The sequence below is a fragment of the Streptomyces sp. NPDC007971 genome, from assembly GCF_042958635.1.
Lineage (GTDB): Bacteria > Actinomycetota > Actinomycetes > Streptomycetales > Streptomycetaceae > Streptomyces.
Genome location: NZ_JBIBJK010000004.1, coordinates 207,857 through 223,078, shown reverse-complemented (window position 1 = coordinate 223,078; position 15,222 = coordinate 207,857). Strand labels below are relative to the sequence as shown.

Annotated in this window: 14 protein-coding genes; 7 read left to right on the top strand and 7 right to left on the bottom strand. The window is 73.5% G+C overall.

The annotated features are described in order from the left end of the window. Positions 1-175: 175 nt before the first annotated feature. The gene (locus ACFZCP_RS10140) at positions 176-1,450 is read right to left on the bottom strand and encodes a GAF domain-containing protein (protein ID WP_391425803.1); all 1,275 of its coding nucleotides are present in this window, start codon (positions 1,448-1,450) and stop codon (positions 176-178) included. Positions 1,451-1,764: 314 nt separating this feature from the next. Beyond that, positions 1,765-3,411, bottom strand: a complete 1,647-nt coding sequence (locus ACFZCP_RS10135) for an acyl-CoA dehydrogenase family protein (protein WP_391425802.1) — start codon at positions 3,409-3,411, stop codon at positions 1,765-1,767. 131 nt (positions 3,412-3,542) lie between these two features. On the opposite strand from ACFZCP_RS10135, the gene ACFZCP_RS10130 reads away from it, so the two are divergent. Continuing rightward, positions 3,543-4,736: a YhjD/YihY/BrkB family envelope integrity protein gene (locus tag ACFZCP_RS10130; RefSeq protein WP_391425799.1), complete on the top strand. Its 1,194-nt coding sequence runs from the start codon at positions 3,543-3,545 to the stop codon at positions 4,734-4,736. A 292-nt stretch (positions 4,737-5,028) separates the two neighbouring features. Here the strand turns inward: ACFZCP_RS10130 and ACFZCP_RS10125 are convergent, their stop codons facing one another. Beyond that, positions 5,029-5,895 (bottom strand): NmrA family NAD(P)-binding protein, encoded by an 867-nt coding sequence (locus ACFZCP_RS10125; protein ID WP_391425797.1) that lies wholly within the window; start codon positions 5,893-5,895, stop codon positions 5,029-5,031. An 81-nt stretch (positions 5,896-5,976) separates the two neighbouring features. Here ACFZCP_RS10125 and ACFZCP_RS10120 point away from each other — a divergent pair, with 81 nt between their 5' ends. Both ACFZCP_RS10120 and ACFZCP_RS10115 read left to right on the top strand, forming a co-directional pair. Next, the gene (locus ACFZCP_RS10120) at positions 5,977-6,948 is read left to right on the top strand and encodes a cupin domain-containing protein (protein ID WP_391425795.1); all 972 of its coding nucleotides are present in this window, start codon (positions 5,977-5,979) and stop codon (positions 6,946-6,948) included. Positions 6,949-6,958: 10 nt separating this feature from the next. After that, a complete protein-coding gene (locus tag ACFZCP_RS10115; protein ID WP_391425794.1) occupies positions 6,959-7,666 on the top strand; it encodes a helix-turn-helix domain-containing protein in 708 nt (235 codons plus the stop codon). A 103-nt stretch (positions 7,667-7,769) separates the two neighbouring features. Here the strand turns inward: ACFZCP_RS10115 and ACFZCP_RS10110 are convergent, their stop codons facing one another. Next, positions 7,770-8,735, bottom strand: coding sequence for an alpha/beta hydrolase fold domain-containing protein (locus tag ACFZCP_RS10110; protein ID WP_391425793.1), 966 nt, complete (start codon positions 8,733-8,735; stop codon positions 7,770-7,772). A 174-nt stretch (positions 8,736-8,909) separates the two neighbouring features. On the opposite strand from ACFZCP_RS10110, the gene ACFZCP_RS10105 reads away from it, so the two are divergent. Next, the gene (locus ACFZCP_RS10105; RefSeq protein ID WP_391425792.1) at positions 8,910-9,368 is read left to right on the top strand and encodes a MarR family transcriptional regulator; all 459 of its coding nucleotides are present in this window, start codon (positions 8,910-8,912) and stop codon (positions 9,366-9,368) included. 448 nt (positions 9,369-9,816) lie between these two features. Here the strand turns inward: ACFZCP_RS10105 and ACFZCP_RS10100 are convergent, their stop codons facing one another. Further along, a complete protein-coding gene (locus ACFZCP_RS10100; RefSeq protein WP_391425790.1) occupies positions 9,817-10,215 on the bottom strand; it encodes a VOC family protein in 399 nt (132 codons plus the stop codon). A 210-nt stretch (positions 10,216-10,425) separates the two neighbouring features. Then, the gene (locus ACFZCP_RS10095) at positions 10,426-11,058 is read right to left on the bottom strand and encodes a VOC family protein (RefSeq protein WP_391425788.1); all 633 of its coding nucleotides are present in this window, start codon (positions 11,056-11,058) and stop codon (positions 10,426-10,428) included. 569 nt (positions 11,059-11,627) lie between these two features. Here ACFZCP_RS10095 and ACFZCP_RS10090 point away from each other — a divergent pair. Together ACFZCP_RS10090 and ACFZCP_RS10085 are read left to right on the top strand one after the other, a co-directional pair. Next, positions 11,628-12,491 (top strand): isocitrate lyase/phosphoenolpyruvate mutase family protein, encoded by an 864-nt coding sequence (locus tag ACFZCP_RS10090; protein ID WP_391425786.1) that lies wholly within the window; start codon positions 11,628-11,630, stop codon positions 12,489-12,491. A gap of 8 nt (positions 12,492-12,499) precedes the next feature. After that, positions 12,500-12,766 carry a hypothetical protein gene (locus tag ACFZCP_RS10085; RefSeq protein ID WP_362684803.1) on the top strand — a complete coding sequence of 89 codons (267 nt, stop codon included), beginning with the start codon at positions 12,500-12,502 and terminating at the stop codon, positions 12,764-12,766. 183 nt (positions 12,767-12,949) lie between these two features. Here ACFZCP_RS10085 and ACFZCP_RS10080 read toward each other — a convergent pair whose 3' ends face one another. Next, positions 12,950-13,156, bottom strand: a complete 207-nt coding sequence (locus ACFZCP_RS10080; RefSeq protein WP_391425784.1) for a hypothetical protein — start codon at positions 13,154-13,156, stop codon at positions 12,950-12,952. A gap of 252 nt (positions 13,157-13,408) precedes the next feature. Here ACFZCP_RS10080 and ACFZCP_RS10075 point away from each other — a divergent pair, with 252 nt between their 5' ends. Continuing rightward, positions 13,409-14,977 (top strand): carboxylesterase family protein, encoded by a 1,569-nt coding sequence (locus ACFZCP_RS10075; protein WP_391425782.1) that lies wholly within the window; start codon positions 13,409-13,411, stop codon positions 14,975-14,977. The last annotated feature ends 245 nt before the right edge of the window (positions 14,978-15,222 follow it).

The following is a 15,222-nucleotide window of genomic DNA, read 5'->3' as shown; positions in this document are numbered from 1 at the left end:
CCGCGGGTTGACGGAGAAGCAGGTGGGGAGGCCCGTAGCGATGCTACGGCAGTGAGGGGCGGCGCGGGGCCAAGACCCCGTAATGGCGCGTAAGCCACCCGCACGGGACGGATGGTGCACCCAGGCGCGTCACCGGCGCGCCCGTTCCTCGTTGGACGACGCCCGCTCGTCCCCGTCAGCCGGGCCCCGGCGCCGCCCGTCGCCGTGCCACCGCCGGTGCCGAGGACTGGGGCAGCAGGTCACAGGGGTCGGCGGGCATCAGCACCTCGACCTCCACGTCCTCGCAGAAACGATACGGCCGATGTTGCAGAAGATCCCCGAGATATCGGCGAATTCTGGACATTTCTGCTCTTACGGTTACGGTCCTGGAGGCATCTCCGAACAGATCCTCGGCGAGGCCCGCGGCCCCCCGCCCGGCGCGGTGCTCGGCGAGCAGGTACAGCAACTCGGCGTGCCGGGGGCTGAGTTCCCGGGACCACGCGCCCGCGGCGGCGGCCACGGTCACCGAACTGCGGGACGGCCTGCCCAGGTCCAGCGTGATCCGGGTGGCGCCGGACGGCGGCGCGTCCTCGGCCGCCCGCAGCAGCCAGCCCCCGGCCAGCGGCTCCACCGCGCACGGGCCGAGCCCGGGCACCCACCGGCGTCCCGGCGTCAGCGACTTGGGCAGCGCGATGCGCCGTACATAGGGCATCCCGGTCACGGCCGCCGCCCAGCCGTCCCGGTCCACCGCCAGCGCCCGCCCGTCCAGCCGGGCCAGCACCGGCGCGGCCATCGTGCGCAGCTGCTCCAGCGAGGTCGCATGCAGCTCGCGCAGCCGGGCCTCGGCGAGCTTGGCGACCGTGTCCACCCAGGCGAGGGTCGCGGGATGCATGGTCTCCAGCGGGCCGCTCACGTCCACCACGCCGATGAGCCGGCCGTCCCGGGGGTCGGTGATCGGGGCGCCCGTACAGGTCCAGGAGGCGTGCGAGCGCACGAAGTGCTCGGCGGCGAAGACCTGCACGGGCCGCCGCACCACCGCCGGGGTGCCCACGCCGTTGGTGCCGACGACGTCTTCCCGCCAATCGGCGCCGAGCAGGAACCCGAGGCTGTCGGCCTTGCGCAGGACCTGTGCGGAGCCCTCCCGCCACAGCACACGCCCCTCGGCGTCCGCGACCACCATGATGTGCTGGGCCACGTCCGCGACCGAAAGCAGACCTTCGCGCAGCACCGGAAGGATGTGGCGCAGCGGTGACTCCTCCCGCCTGCGCCGCACTTCGTCCAGGGCCAGCGGCTGGGACCTGAAGTCGTGGTCGGGGTCGACCCCGCTGCGCAGCATCCGCCCCCAGGACTGCTCGATCACCGGCCGGGGGGCGATCCGTGCACGTTGTCCCGCGAGTGTGGCCTCGCGCATCTCGCTCAGCACCCGCGCCGCCTGCGCCGCGTCCACGGCGGCCAGGCGCGCCACGTTCATCGGCGGGTTCACCACTGGGGTCCTCCCGGGAAAGGGCTTCGAACACACTTGTCAAGCCGATCCGGCGGCGGTTTCCGGTCCGGCTGTGTCTCTCATACTGCCGCCCGGACCATGCCGGAGGCACACACTCCGCGCACAGACACCGACATGTTGCAACCCCCTGCAACCCTGGTGAACCGCACGAGGGTGGCTGAGACTTGACTGCGAATGCGGCCTCCGGGCGGCGTTCGCGGCCTCCAAGGGGCCCATGAGGCGGGGGTGGTGCCGTGTCGGCGCAGCACCACCCTCGCGCCGTCGGCCCGCGAAGGGGCAGGTCAGGCCGGGTCGGACACCGGTCGTGCCCGCTCCACCACCGACGCCGTGTCCAGTCCCGAAGGCAGGGTGCCGAAGGACGCGCCCCGGTCACCGCCGAGCCGGGAGGCGCAGAACGCGTCGGCGACCTCCGGCGGCGCGTACCGCACCAGGAGTGACCCCTGGAGCACCAGTGCGAGGCGCTCGACCAGCCGCCGGGCCCGGCCCTCGATGCCCTCCAGATCGGCGAGTTCGGTGAACAGGTCCTTCACCGCGCGGTCCAGGCGGTGGTCGGCGCCGTGTGCCCGGCCGATCTCGGTGAGGCAGGCGTCCAGGGCGCCCGGCTCGCGCTGCAGCGCCCGCAGCACGTCCAGCGCCTGCACGTTCCCGGCGCCCTCCCAGACGGAGTTCAGCGGCGACTCGCGCACCAGCCGGGGCAGGCCCGACTCCTCGACGTACCCGTTGCCGCCCAGGCACTCGGCGGCCTCCACCGCCACCGGGGTGCAGCGCTTGGTGATCCAGTACTTGGCGGCCGGCACCGCCAGCCGCAGGAACGCGCGCTCCTGCTCGCCCCCGTCGTCGTAGGCGGCCGCGAGCCTGAGGGTCAGCGCGGTAGCGGCCTCGGACTCCAGCGCGAGATCGGCCAGGACGTTGCGCATCAGCGGCTTGTCGACCAGCCGGCCGCCGAAGGCCTCCCGGTACGTGCAGTGGTGGATCGCCTGCGCCACCGCCTGCCGCATCAGGCCCGCCGAGCCCAGCGCGCAGTCCAGCCGGGTCGCGGCGACCATCTCGATGATGGTGCGCACCCCGCGGCCCTCCTCGCCGACCCGGCGGGCCCAGGTGCCGTCGAACTCGACCTCGGCGGAGGCGTTGGCCCGGTTGCCCAGCTTGTCCTTGAGCCGCTGGAGCAGGAACACGTTGCGGGTGCCGTCGGCGAGGACGCGCGGGACGAGGAAGCAGGTGAGCCCGCCGGGAGCCTGGGCCAGCACCAGGAAGCCGTCGGACATCGGCGCCGAGCAGAACCACTTGTGCCCGGTCAGGGTGTACGTCCCGGCCTCGGCGAGCGGCCGGGCCCCCGTGGTGTTCGCCCGTACGTCGCTGCCGCCCTGCTTCTCCGTCATGGCCATGCCGAAGAGGGCGCCGGGCTTCTGCCCCGGGGGCCGCAGCTGACGGTCGTAGACCGTGGAGGTCAGCCGGGGCTCCCACTCCGCCGCCAGGCCGGGGTCGGTGCGCAGCGCGGGCACCGCCGCGTGGGTCATCGACAGCGGGCAGCAGTTGCCCGCCTCGACCTGCGTCCAGATCAGGAAGCCGGCCGCCCGGCGCACATGCCCGGCAGGGCGCGTCCAGGCGCCGGTCAGCCCCGCCCCGACACCCTTGCCCAGCAGCCGGTGCCAGGCCGGGTGGAACTCGACCTCGTCGATCCGGTGGCCGTAACGGTCGTGCGTGCGCAGCCGCGGCGGATGCTCGTTCGCCTGCACCCCCCATTCCTGCACCTGCGCCGAACCCGAGGCCCGGCCGAGTACGGACAACTCGTCGCGCACCTCGTCCACCACCTCCGCGGCGGTGTGCCGCCCGACCGCCTCGAGGAGGGCCCGGTCGGCGGTGAAGAGGTCGTAGCCCACCAGCGGAGGAGGCTGGTTCGCCACGGTGTGGGTGGAAATGCCTGCCATGTTTACGAACCTACCCGGGACGGCGGCGACGGGGGTCTCCAGATTGGCACAGCAGCGCCCGCGGGCGAGTCGGCGCCGGTCACCGGCCCCGGAAGGTGAGGACCGTCCGGCATGGCGGATACCGTTAGGTCGTGCAGTCAGGAAGTGAACCCCCCGAGCGGCCCCCGGGCCGGCTCCACCGGGCCCGAGCCCTCTACCGCAACGTCTCCAAGCGGAGGACCGCCTGGCTGCTGCTGAAGGACACCGTCAACTCCTGCATGGAGTACCGCATCCTGGGCCTGGCGGCCGAGGCGGCCTTCTTCACGCTGCTGTCCGTGCCCCCGCTGCTGCTCAGCCTCATCGGCCTGCTCGGCTACGTCGACGCCTGGACCGGCGCGGACACCATCCAGAGCCTGGAGAACAACCTCCTGGAGGCCTCCCGCACGGTCCTGTCGGACAAGGGCGTCAAGGAGATCGCCGAGCCGATCCTGCACGACGTGATGAAGGGCGGCCGCCCGGACGTCATCTCCATCGGCTTCCTCTTCGCCCTGTGGTCGGGCTCGCGCGCGGTGAACGTCTTCATCGACACGATCACCGTGATGTACGGCCTGGACGGCGTCCGCGGGATCGTCAAGACGCGGATGATGTCCTTCCTGCTGTTCATCGTGGGCCTGCTGATCGGCTCGGTCGCCCTGCCCCTGATGGTGGCCGGACCGGACGCGGTGGTGCGGATCGTGCCCTGGTCGGAGACGGGCATCCAGGTCCTGTACTGGCCCGTCGTCATCGTCCTGTCCATCGTCTTCCTGACGACCCTCTACCACGTGTCCGTGCCCGTCCGCTCCCCCTGGATCGAGGACGTGCCCGGCGCCCTGGTCGCCCTCGCCATGTGGGTCCTGGGCAGCTTCCTCCTCCGTATCTACCTCACCAGCACCATCGAGGGCGCCACGATCTACGGCTCCCTCGCCGCCTCCGTCGCCGTCCTCCTCTGGATCGGCGTGTCCGCCTTCGCCGTGCTCGTCGGCGCCGCGGTGAACGCCGCCATCGACCGGGTCTGGCCGGCCGCGGCCACGGCCGCCGCCCGCGAGGCCAACGAGCGGCTGCGCGAGGCCCAGGTCGTCGAGTACGTCGCCCGTGCCGCCGCGGCCCGCGACGCCGACCCCGACGACCCCGACATGCCCTCCGAGTTCCCCGAGCGGTGGTCCCGCTTCCTGCCCCCGGAGGACGTCACGGCCCGGCTGCGCACCCACGCGAAGAACCCGCACCACCACACGCACAAGACGCACGGCGCGAACGGCACGGGCGGAGACACGTCCCCGCACGGGCATCGACCGCCATCCGGTCGGTGAGGCGGTCGGGGCACTGATCGGCGTCCGGCCGGCGAAGCAGCCCGGGCACTGGTCGGCGTCCGGTCGGTGAAGCAGCCCGGGAACTGACAGGCCTCCGGTCGGTCGAGCGGCTCGGGCACGGGTCGGCGTCCGGTCGGCGAAGCAGCCAGGGCACTGGTCGACGTCCGGTCGGCGGCCCACCGGGTGAGGCCGGTTCTTCGGCCCTTCCTCACCGCTGAAGTCCCTCCTCGCCGCCGCAACGGCGCGATGCCCGACGGCGTCGGCCGGCGGTGCCGGGCGCCCGGCACCCGTGTCAGGGCCTGCCCGCGGCTGCGAGCGGCGTCCAGGTCCCCGCCGCCGCGGCCTCCCGCACGAAGTCGGTGAAGTCCCACGGCTCACGTCCCAGCACCTGCCGTACCCCGTCCGACAGGCGGGCGTTGCGGCCGTCGAGCAGTGACGCGAAGAGATCCACCACGAAGTCCAGCTCCTCGGGCGGCACCCCGAAGCCTGCCAGCCGCTCGCCGTACTCGGCGGCCGGCACCGCCCGGTAGGACAGCTCCCGCCCCGTCTCCGCCGCGATCTTCGCGACCGCCTCGCCGAAGCTCAGCAGCCGCGGCCCGGACACCTCCAGCACCTGCCCGGCGTACCGGTCGCCCTCGGAGAGCGCCGCCACCACCACGTCCGCGATGTCCCGCACGTCGACGAACGGCTCCTCGACCGCCCCGCCCGGAAACACCAGCTCCCCGTCCTCCCGCAACTCCGCCACCAGCGGGCCCTCACTGAAGTTCTGCGCGAACCACGCGGCCCGGACGACCGTCCACCGCGCCCCCGACGCACGCAGCGCCTCCTCCGTGGGCCGCGCCTGCTCCTCGCCCCGCGCCGACAGCAGCACCAGCCGCCGCACCCCCAGGGCGACGGCCTCGCGGGCCAGGCTCCCGACCGCCTCCGCCGCGTCCGGCGCCCCCACGTCCGACGGGTACACCAGATAGGCCGCGTCGGCACCGCGCAGCACCTGCGCCCACGTCGAGCGGTCCCGCCAGTCGAAGCCCTGCGCCCGCGAGGCCGCCCGCACCCTCATCCCGGCCGCCCGTGCGGCCTTGGCCACCCGGCTGCCCGTACGACCGGACGTGCCGGTCACCACCACCGTCGGCCCGTCTGCCCTGCTCGTGTTCTGCGTCATGTCCGCCAGTCAACTGCCCTCCCGGGCAAGGGACCATCGCCGAACGGCTCGCCCCCATGCGCGCGCGTCTACGCTGGCCCCATGGACGCTCCCGCACGCTCGGACATGCTCACGCGGGGGGACCCCCTTGCGTGCCTGCTCGACGGCCCCCGCGCGCGCGGCGCCTTCATGATCCGTGCGTGCTTCGAGCCGCCGTGGGCGGTACGCGTGGAGGACCGGGCGCCGCTGACGGTGATGCTGGTGGCGCGCGGCGACGCCTGGATCACCCACGACGGCGGCGAGCAGGTGCGGCTGCGCCCCGGCGACCTGGCCGTCGCGCGCGGCCCCGCCCCGTACACCTGCGGCGACACCCCCACCACCGCCCCGCAGGCGCTGATCCTGCCCGGCGGCGAGTGCCGCTGTCCCGACGGCAGCTCCCTGAACGGCTCCATGGACCTCGGGGTGCGCACCTGGGGCGACCGCCCGGACGCCCCGACGGTGATGCTCATCGGCACCTACCTGATGCAGGGCGAGATCAGCAACCGTCTGCTGGACGCCCTGCCCCCGCTGCTGACCCTCCCGGCCGAGGTGTGGCAGTGCCCGCTCACCCCGTTCCTCATGGAGGAGGTCGTCCGTGACGAACCCGGGCAGGAGGTGGTCCTGGACCGCCTGCTGGACCTGCTCGTCATCAGCGCGCTGCGGGCCTGGTTCTCCCGCCCCGAGGCGGCCGCGCCCGCCTGGTACCGGGCCCTCGGCGACCCCGTCGTGGGCCGCGCGCTGCGCCTGATCCAGAACGACCCGGCCCACCCCTGGACGGTGGCGGCGCTCGCCGCCAGGGCAGGGGTGTCCCGCGCGGCCCTGGCCCGCCGCTTCACCGAACTGGTCGGCGAACCCCCGATGGCCCACCTCACCGGCCGGCGCCTCGCCCTGGCAGCCGACCGGCTCCGCGACACCGAGGACACCCTCGCCGCCATCGCCCGCCGGGTCGGCTACGGCAGCGCCTTCGCCCTGTCCAGCGCCTTCAAGCGGGTCTACGGGGTCAGCCCGCAGGAGCACCGCACCCGGGCGGCGTAGCCTGGCCCACGTGTACGAGGAGCGGCCTTCCCGGCTGACCGGCGCGGTGGTCTGGCAGCGCACCGCGCAAGAGCGTGCCGTCCGGCCGGTGCTGCCCGACGGCTGCATGGACCTGCTGTACAGCGAGGGCCGGCTGCTGGTCGCCGGCCCCGACACACGGGCTTACGTCCCCGTAGGCCCGCCCCGCGCCTGGACGGGCATCCGCTTCTTCCCCGGCACCGCACCCGCCCTGCTCGGCGTCCCGGCACACGAACTGCGCGACGCCCGCGTCGAGTTGGCCGACCTGTGGCCCGCCGCCCGGGTGCAACGGCTGCGCGGTCGCGTCGAGGCGTCCCGCGACCCGGCGGCCGCCCTGGAGGAGATCGCCCTGGACCGGGCCGCACAGTCGGCGGCCCCCGAAGCGCTGCTGCGCCGACTGGTCGAGTGCCTGGACGGCGGCCGGGCGGTCGCGGCGACGGCGGCCGAACTCGGCCTCGGAGCACGCCAGTTGCACCGCCGCTGCCTGACCGCGTTCGGCTACGGCCCCAAGACCCTGGCCCGCATCCTGCGCCTGCAACGCGCCCTGGCCCTGGCCCGTTCCGGCGTCCCCTACGCCGAGGCGGCGGCCCGCTCCGGATACGCGGACCAGCCGCATTTCGCCCGTGAGGTGAGGGAGTTGGCCGGGGCGACGCTCGGGGAGCTGCTGGGCCACGGGGCTGTCACCGCACCCGCTCGCTGAACTCGACACCTCGTGCCCTGCCGGAGCCGGAACCGGAACCGGGGCCGCAGCCGGGGTCAGGTCGTGCGGTGCCGGTCGTGCGGCGGCGATCACGCGGTGGCGGTCATGCGGTGCCGAGGGCCGTGCGCAGTGTCGCGACGGCCTGGTCGACGGCTGCTTCGGCGGCGTGGGTGCCGCGCAGGGCGTCGAGCATGACGAAGTCGTGGATGATGCCCTGGTAGCGCACGGCGGTGACCGGTACGCCGGCCTGGCGGAGCTTGTTCGCGTAGGCCTCGCCTTCGTCGCGCAGCACGTCGGCCTCGGCGGTGATGACCAGGGCCGGCGGCAGACCCCGCAGCTGGTCGGTGGTGGCGCGCAGCGGTGAGGCGGTGATCTCGGCGCGCTGGCTCTCGTCGGTGGTGTACTGGTCCCAGAACCACTGCATGGCGTCGCGGCGCAGGAAGTACCCCTCCGCGAACTGCTGGTAGGAGGGGGTGTCGAAGGCCGCGTCGGTGACCGGGTAGAACAGCACCTGCTGGACCAGCGGAACGTCGCCGCGCTCCTTGGCCATCAGGGTGAGCGCGGCCGTCATGTTGCCGCCGACGGAGTCGCCGGCCACCGCGATCCGGCCGGCGTCCAGGCCGCTCGCCGCGCCTTCGCGGACGATCCACCGGGCGACGGCGTAGTTCTGCTCGACGGCGACCGGATAGCGGGCCTCGGGCGACAGGTCGTACTCGGGGAAGACGACGGCCGCGCGGGCGCCGACGGCGAGTTCGCGCACCAGCCGGTCGTGGGTGTGGGCGTTGCCGAAGACCCAGCCGGCGCCGTGGATGTAGAGGATCACCGGCAGTGGGCCCTCGGTGCCGGCCGGCCGGACGACGCGGGCCCGGACCGATCCGGTGGGGCCGCCCTGGACGGTCACCCATTCCTCGGCGATCTCCGGCTTGTCGATCTCGCCGGACTGCACCTCGTCGACGGCCTTGCGGCCCTCGGCCGGGCCGAGGTCGAAGAGGTACGGCGGGTTCGCGGTGGCCTCGGCGAAGGCCGCGGCGGCGGGTTCGAGCACCGGGCGGGTGGTGGTCTCGGACATCGGTCTCTCCTCGTGGGTCGTGCCGGGGGCCGGTGCGGCCGGCCGTCCGGCGGGCACGAGAAAGAAGGTACTGCTCGATTAAGTTGTGCGCAACTTAATCGAGCAGTACATGGTTGCGGACGTCCGGAGTAGTAGGCTGGAACGCGCCGAGCATTCGACGGGAGGGCCGCAGACATGGACCAGGGCTCGCACCACGCCGCAGACCAGGGCTCGCTCCTGCTCCAGGACCAGCTGTGCTTCGCCCTGTACGCCGCCTCGCGGTCGGTCACCGCGCGCTACCGCCCGCTGCTGGAGGACCTGGGTCTGACCTACCCGCAGTACCTGGTCATGCTGGTGCTGTGGGAGCAGGACTCGGTCTCCGTCGGCGAGCTGGGCGCCGCGCTCCACCTGGAGTCCAGCACCCTCTCACCCCTGCTCAAGCGGCTGGAGGCCGGCGGACTGGTCCATCGCGAGCGGCGTGCCGACGACGAACGTTCGGTCGCCGTACGCCTCACCCGGGCCGGTGCGGATCTCCGCGAGAAGGCCGGCACCGTCCCCCTGGCCATCGGTGAGGCCATGGGCCTGACGCCCGAGCAGGACGCCACCGCCAAGCACCTGTTGCGCCTGCTCACCGCGAACGTCACCCACGGCTGACCCCGACTGGCGCCGACTGACCCCGTCGGTGTCCGGTGTCCGGTGTCGGACGGGCGGAAGGCCCCCGCATCAGATCGTGTCGTCCGGCCAGTCGAAGATGCGCGCCACCGCCAGGCGGACGGCGCCCGGGTGGCAGTGCGCCGCCTTCCTCCTCGGTGAAGGTCAGGAGCTTCTTCGGGGCCGTGAGGTGCCGGTACAGCCTGCGGGGATCGGACTCCTCGGCGGCGGAGTGGAAGAGATCGGCGGCTGCCTCGCACACCAGGACCGGGCAGGTGATCTTCTCCGCGCTTCCGTCGCCGAAGGAGGAGGTGGTCCGGCGCGCGGGGGCCGGGCACGACGAGGAACTGGACCGGACGATCGCCGACGCCCGCGAGCAGAGCCCGACACAGTGGGGGGCGTACTCGGCCAGGAACTCCCTGTCGGTCGAGGTCCCGCCCCTGTCGCCGGGCTACTGGTCGGCCAGCGGCGCGAACAGGTCGACGCCGTTGCCGTCGGGGTCGTGCACGGTGGCGTAGCGCTGCCCCCAGAAGGCGTCCCACGGCTTCAGCTCCCCGTGGTACCCGGCACCGACCAGATCCTCGTACGCGGCGTCGACCTCGGCCGGTGAGCCGCACCGGAAGGCGAGCCCGACCCGGCCCCCGCCGGCCGGCGGCCGCCATGCGGGGTGGAACGAGCGGACGGTCGCCTCGGTGTCCAGCGCGAGCACCAGCCCCCCGGGCAACTCGGCCTCGACATGGGGCTGTTCCTCGGCCCCGTCCGGGAAGGTGAGTCCGAGGCGACGGTAGAACGCGAGCGAGGCGGCCAGGTCGGCGGCCACCAGGCCGATCACGGCGAATCGTGGAGTCATGGGCTCACCGTAGGCAGGCCGCGAGCCCGGGGTCTTGAAGGAATCGGACACGGCGGCCGCGGGCCGGCAAGGAAGGCGTGCGGCCGCGGGCGGTGAGGTCGGGAGGGGGGAGGGTGTGCGGTGGTGGGGTCGGGAGGGGGTGTGCGGTGGTGGGGTCGCGCAGGGCCCGCGCCCGGTCCGGCGGGACGTCCGCCCGTTCCGCGCGGGAGCTCAGCCGAAAGTCACCGGCCCCTGTGCCGTCTGCACGGTGAAGGTGATCGCGAACGGCCCCTCGGTGACCGTGAGTTCGGTGCCCAGCGCCGACAGCAGGGAGTGGACCTCGTCCGGATCCGGTGCCGTCGCCGACACCTCCAGCAGCGGGGTGACGGGCAGACCCGAGGCCGCCGGGTGCAGCGAGTCGCCCCAGTCGATGAGGAAGGGGATCAGTCCGGAGGGGTGCGCGGTGCCGCTGTCGGTCAGCCGCCACCGGAGCAGGGTGCCGTCGGGGGTGCGGCGGCTCATCGGGTGGACCGGCCCCGGGTCGTACCCCCGCGCCAGGGCGGCCGTGATCGCCGGCTCCAGGCCCGGCGGGCTGATCGCCCACGTCACGGTGCGCGGACCGGCCAGCCGGTCGACCCCGAACGGACGCAGCTCCACCGGCTCCGGCTGCTCCGGATCCGGCCCGATGATCTCCAGGTAGCTCCGGCCGCCCAGGGCGACCAGGTGGTTCCGCGTGCCCAGCCCGACATGGACCCCGCCGTGCGCGGGCGTCACTCCGGTCCGCCGGGTGAAGTCGGCGACGGTCGCGGCGAGATCGGGCGTGGCGAGGACGAGGTGGTCCAGCAGGGGAGGAATGGGCTTCATTCCGGGGGAGGTTACGGGAACGGCACCTCGGTGTGGAACACCCGGGCGAGGTGAGCCCTCCGCGGCCGCCCGGCGGCCCGGGGCCCGTGCTTCGGCGCCGCGGCCCGACCTGAGCCACCCCGGTCCGGTTGCACACTTCCGGGAGGAGGCGGTCACCTCGTCCGAAACGGGGCCGAGTTGGCATCCTGCCGGAGTCTCGGCGCGTACCTGCCACCGGTGTTGGGACGTCCGCGCATCCCGTGCCCGCCGCGTCGTGTCCCGGCCCCTCGTGACGGGTGGCGCGGCACCCTTGTCCCGGAACGGGTCACGGCCCTTGGCTGCACCGCCGGCGCCTCGCGCGACCCGGTCTCCCATGCTTTCCCGGCCCGCTGGGGCAGGCCGGGTCGGGGCGGAGCCCGGGGCTCCGAGTGACGTTTCTGCGGTGAACCCGCTCGTCCATTGGAGTGAGTAAAGCTAGCGTAGTTAACAGGTCACGTGCATATCTAGAGATGCTCTTGTCTTGGCAAAGGGCGCCGAGGCGCGACGGCCCATCCCGGCCCGCGTCACCCACCCACAGGAGGAGCCGGACCTTGACTTACGGGAAAAAGCTGCGCGAGCGGATCGCCGGGCCCGGGACGACACCGCTGATCGGTGTGTATGACATGTACTCGGCCTCGATCGCGGCCGAGCACTACGACGGGATGTTCGTCTCGGGGTTCGGCTTCGCGGCCTCGTACTACGGCCTGCCGGACATCGGTTTCATCGCCTGGCCGGACATGGTGGCCTTCGTCCAGCGGCTGCGGGGCGCCTTCCCGCACCACCACCTGCTGGTCGACATCGACGACGGGTACGTCGATCCCGAGGTCGCCTGTCATGTCGTGGAGGGGCTGGAGCGGATCGGCGCCTCCGGGGTGATCCTGGAGGACCAGAAGCGGCCCCGCCGCTGCGGCCACGCCGACGGCAAGCAGGTGCTGCCGCTGGACGAGTACCTGGAGAAGCTGGAGCGGGTCCTGGAGACGCGCAACGACCTGGTCGTCGTCGCCCGCACGGACGCCACCGACGAGCACGACATCCTGCACCGGGCCGAGCGGCTCGCCGCGACCGACGCCGACGTGGTCCTGGTCGACGGGGTGCGCAGCGTCGAGTGGATCGAGCGCATCCGCAAGGTGGTCGGGGACAAGCCGCTGCTGTTCAACCAGATCGCCGGCGGCAAGTCGCCCCGTCTGTCGCTGGGCGAGCTGTCGGACCTCGGCGTGGACGTCGCGATCTACAGCACCCCCTGCCTGTTCGCCGCGCACGAGGCGATGAGCTCCGCGCTCATCGGCTTGAAGGCGGCCGACGGGAGGCTTCCGCAGGTGGACCCGGCGAGCGGGGTCGGCGTGAAGGCGTCGACCACCCTGCTGGAGCGCAACATCGCCCCCGAGCGGCTGCAGCCCGAGGGCGTGGGCGTGTGAGGAGCACCGTGATCCGTCTCTGGGCGGCTGCGATGCTCGCGGTGACGCTCCTCGGCGCCGGTGCCGTGCCCGCGGTCGCGAACGGCGGCCTGATCACCGTCATCGACAACTCGCAGAGGGGCACCGACAACTCGGAGACGGACTCGACCCTGGAGGTCGACCGTACGGCCAACGTCCAGACCGGCAGCGGTACGGCGGGAAGCGACCACGACGGCAGTGCCGTGGACGTGGTGCAGGCCATCTTCGGAGCCCGTGACGGGGACGGGGAGGACTGAGGCGCAGCGGGAGAAGCGGCAGGGCGAGGGCCGGGCACCCCGTGCGGGAGGTGCCCGGCCGTTGTGCCGTCTGCCGTCTGCCGTCTGCCGTCTGCCGTCTGCCGTCGCGCCGTCTGCCGTCGTGCCGCGTGCCGTTGTGCCGCCGTCCGGTGTTGCCTGCCGCCTGCCTCTGCTCGGGTGCGGTCAGTCCTCGTTCAGGTCCGGGTGGCCGTTCTCGTCGAGTTCGACGTCCTCCTTCGGGTCGTGCTCGTCGCGGGGGACGGCCGCCGTGGTGCGATGCCCGGTGGGGGCGAGGGCGGCCCGCACGGTGTCCTGGACGGTGCCGTACGCGGTGACCAGAGCGACTGCGGTCGCAGCGAGGACCGCTGCGATGCGCGTGGTGGGATGCATGCCCTCTCAACGGTCCCGGACGGGGGCGGTCACCGCGGTGCGGCCGAACGGGCGGCGGGCCGGCGGACGGGCGATGGCCGGCGGACGGGCGATGCCGGCCGACGGACGGGCCGATGCGGGCGGCGGCCTGTCCGGCCTCGCGGGTGCCGTACGCCGTTCGGCCGTACACCGAGTCTGTGCGCCGGAATACACACGCGTGATGTGGTGCTCTGAAATGAGCGGTGCACGCGCACGGCGAAGGGCTGGTGGGCGATGGCGGCAGACCCGACGGGCCCCGTGGTCAGAACCCTCCACGGGGCCGTACGCGGCCGGTACGAGCAGGGTGTCGCGGTGTTCCGGGGCATACCGTACGCCGCCCCGCCCTTCGGCCCCCGGCGCTTCAGGCCGCCCGAGCCGCCCGAGTCCTGGGACGGGGTGCGCGACGCCGGCGCCTTCGGGCCCACGGCGCCGAAACCGCCGTACTCCGAGGCGTTCGCCCAGTACCTGGCCGATCCGGTCGTCGCCGGCGACGACTGCCTGAACCTCAACGTGTGGACCCCCGAGCCGGACCCCCAAGCCCGGCTCCCGGTGCTCGTCTGGCTGCACGGCGGCGCCCTGACCAGGGGATCCTCGGCCGTCCCCGTCTACGGCGGCCGCACCTTCGCCCGTGACGGCGTCGTCTGCGTCTCCGTCAACTACCGGCTGGGCGTCGAGGGCTACGGACTGTTCCCGGACGCACTCCCCAACCCAGGGCTGCGCGACCAGTTCGCCGCCCTGCGCTGGGTCCACGACACGATCGGCGCCTTCGGCGGCGACCCCGGCAACGTGACCCTCTGCGGACAGTCGGCCGGTGCGATCAGCGCCGGCGCCCTGATCGCCGCACCCCAGACCCAGGGCCTGATACGACGGGCCGTCCTGCAGAGCGGACCGCCCGAGGCGTCCGAGCGCGACAAGGTACGGCGCATGGTCCGCCGCATGGCCGCCCGGCTGAAGATCCCCGCGACCGCCGAGGCCTTCGCCACCGTCGACCGCGACCTGCTGCTGCGCACCCAGGCCGAGGTGGGACGACTGAGCAGCCCGGTCCTGGGCGGTCCGGCCTTCGGCATCGTCCTGGACGGCGACCTCGTGCCCCGCGACCCGCTCCAGGCCCTGATCGACGGCGAGGCCGCCCGGGGCATCGACCTGCTCATGGGCTGGACCCGCGACGAATACCGGCTGTGGCTGGTGCCCGGCGGACTCCTGGAGGCCGTCGACCGGCTCGGACCGGTCGCCCTGGCCGGCGCCATGGCGCGCTGCCACGTCGGCCACGAGGTCCCGCGCGGCTACCGCGCCCTGCGCCCGGAGACTGGCACCGCCGAGATCGTCGGCCAGATGGTCACCGACCACCTGCTCCGCATCCCCCTGCACCGGCTGGCCGACGCCCGCCCCGGCACCTCCTACCTCTACGAGTTCGCCTGGCCGTCCCGCCTCCCCGGCCTCGGCGCCTGCCACGCCCTGGAACTCGGATTCGTCTTCGACAGCGCCGGAGTGCCGGAGTCGGCCAAGCTGGCCGGCGAGGGGGCACCGCAGGAGCTGTGCGACGCGATGCACACGGCCTGGGTACGGTTCGCCGCGACCGGGGATCCCGGCTGGCAGGCCTGGGACGCCCGCCATCCGGTACGGATCTTCGGCGAGGGTGTCCCGCACATCGCCTACGGCCCGCGGGACGCGGAGATCGCCCTGTGGTCGGCCGCCCCCACCGTCCCGGAGCCGGCGTCGGACTCCGACTTCCGGGCCCCCGGAGCCGAACTCGCCTCGGCGGTGCGCCGCCTGCGCCGCTCGGTCGGCGCACGCCGCCACTGAGCCACCGCCGCCCGCGCCCCGTAGGGCACCGCCGACGTGCGGCTCTGCCGTATGGGCGCGCCCAGCAAGTTGTCGCTGTCGATGTCGCTGTCGCTGTTGCTGTCGCCATGGCCGTCGCTGCCGTTGCCGCCGTAGCCATAGCTGTCGCCGTGGTCGTCTCCGATGCAGGCCTGCTGGGGCCGTCCGGGCCCGACCGGACCGTCACTCGCGCGTCGGCCGGCTTCCCCACGGCGGGCCGGCGCACC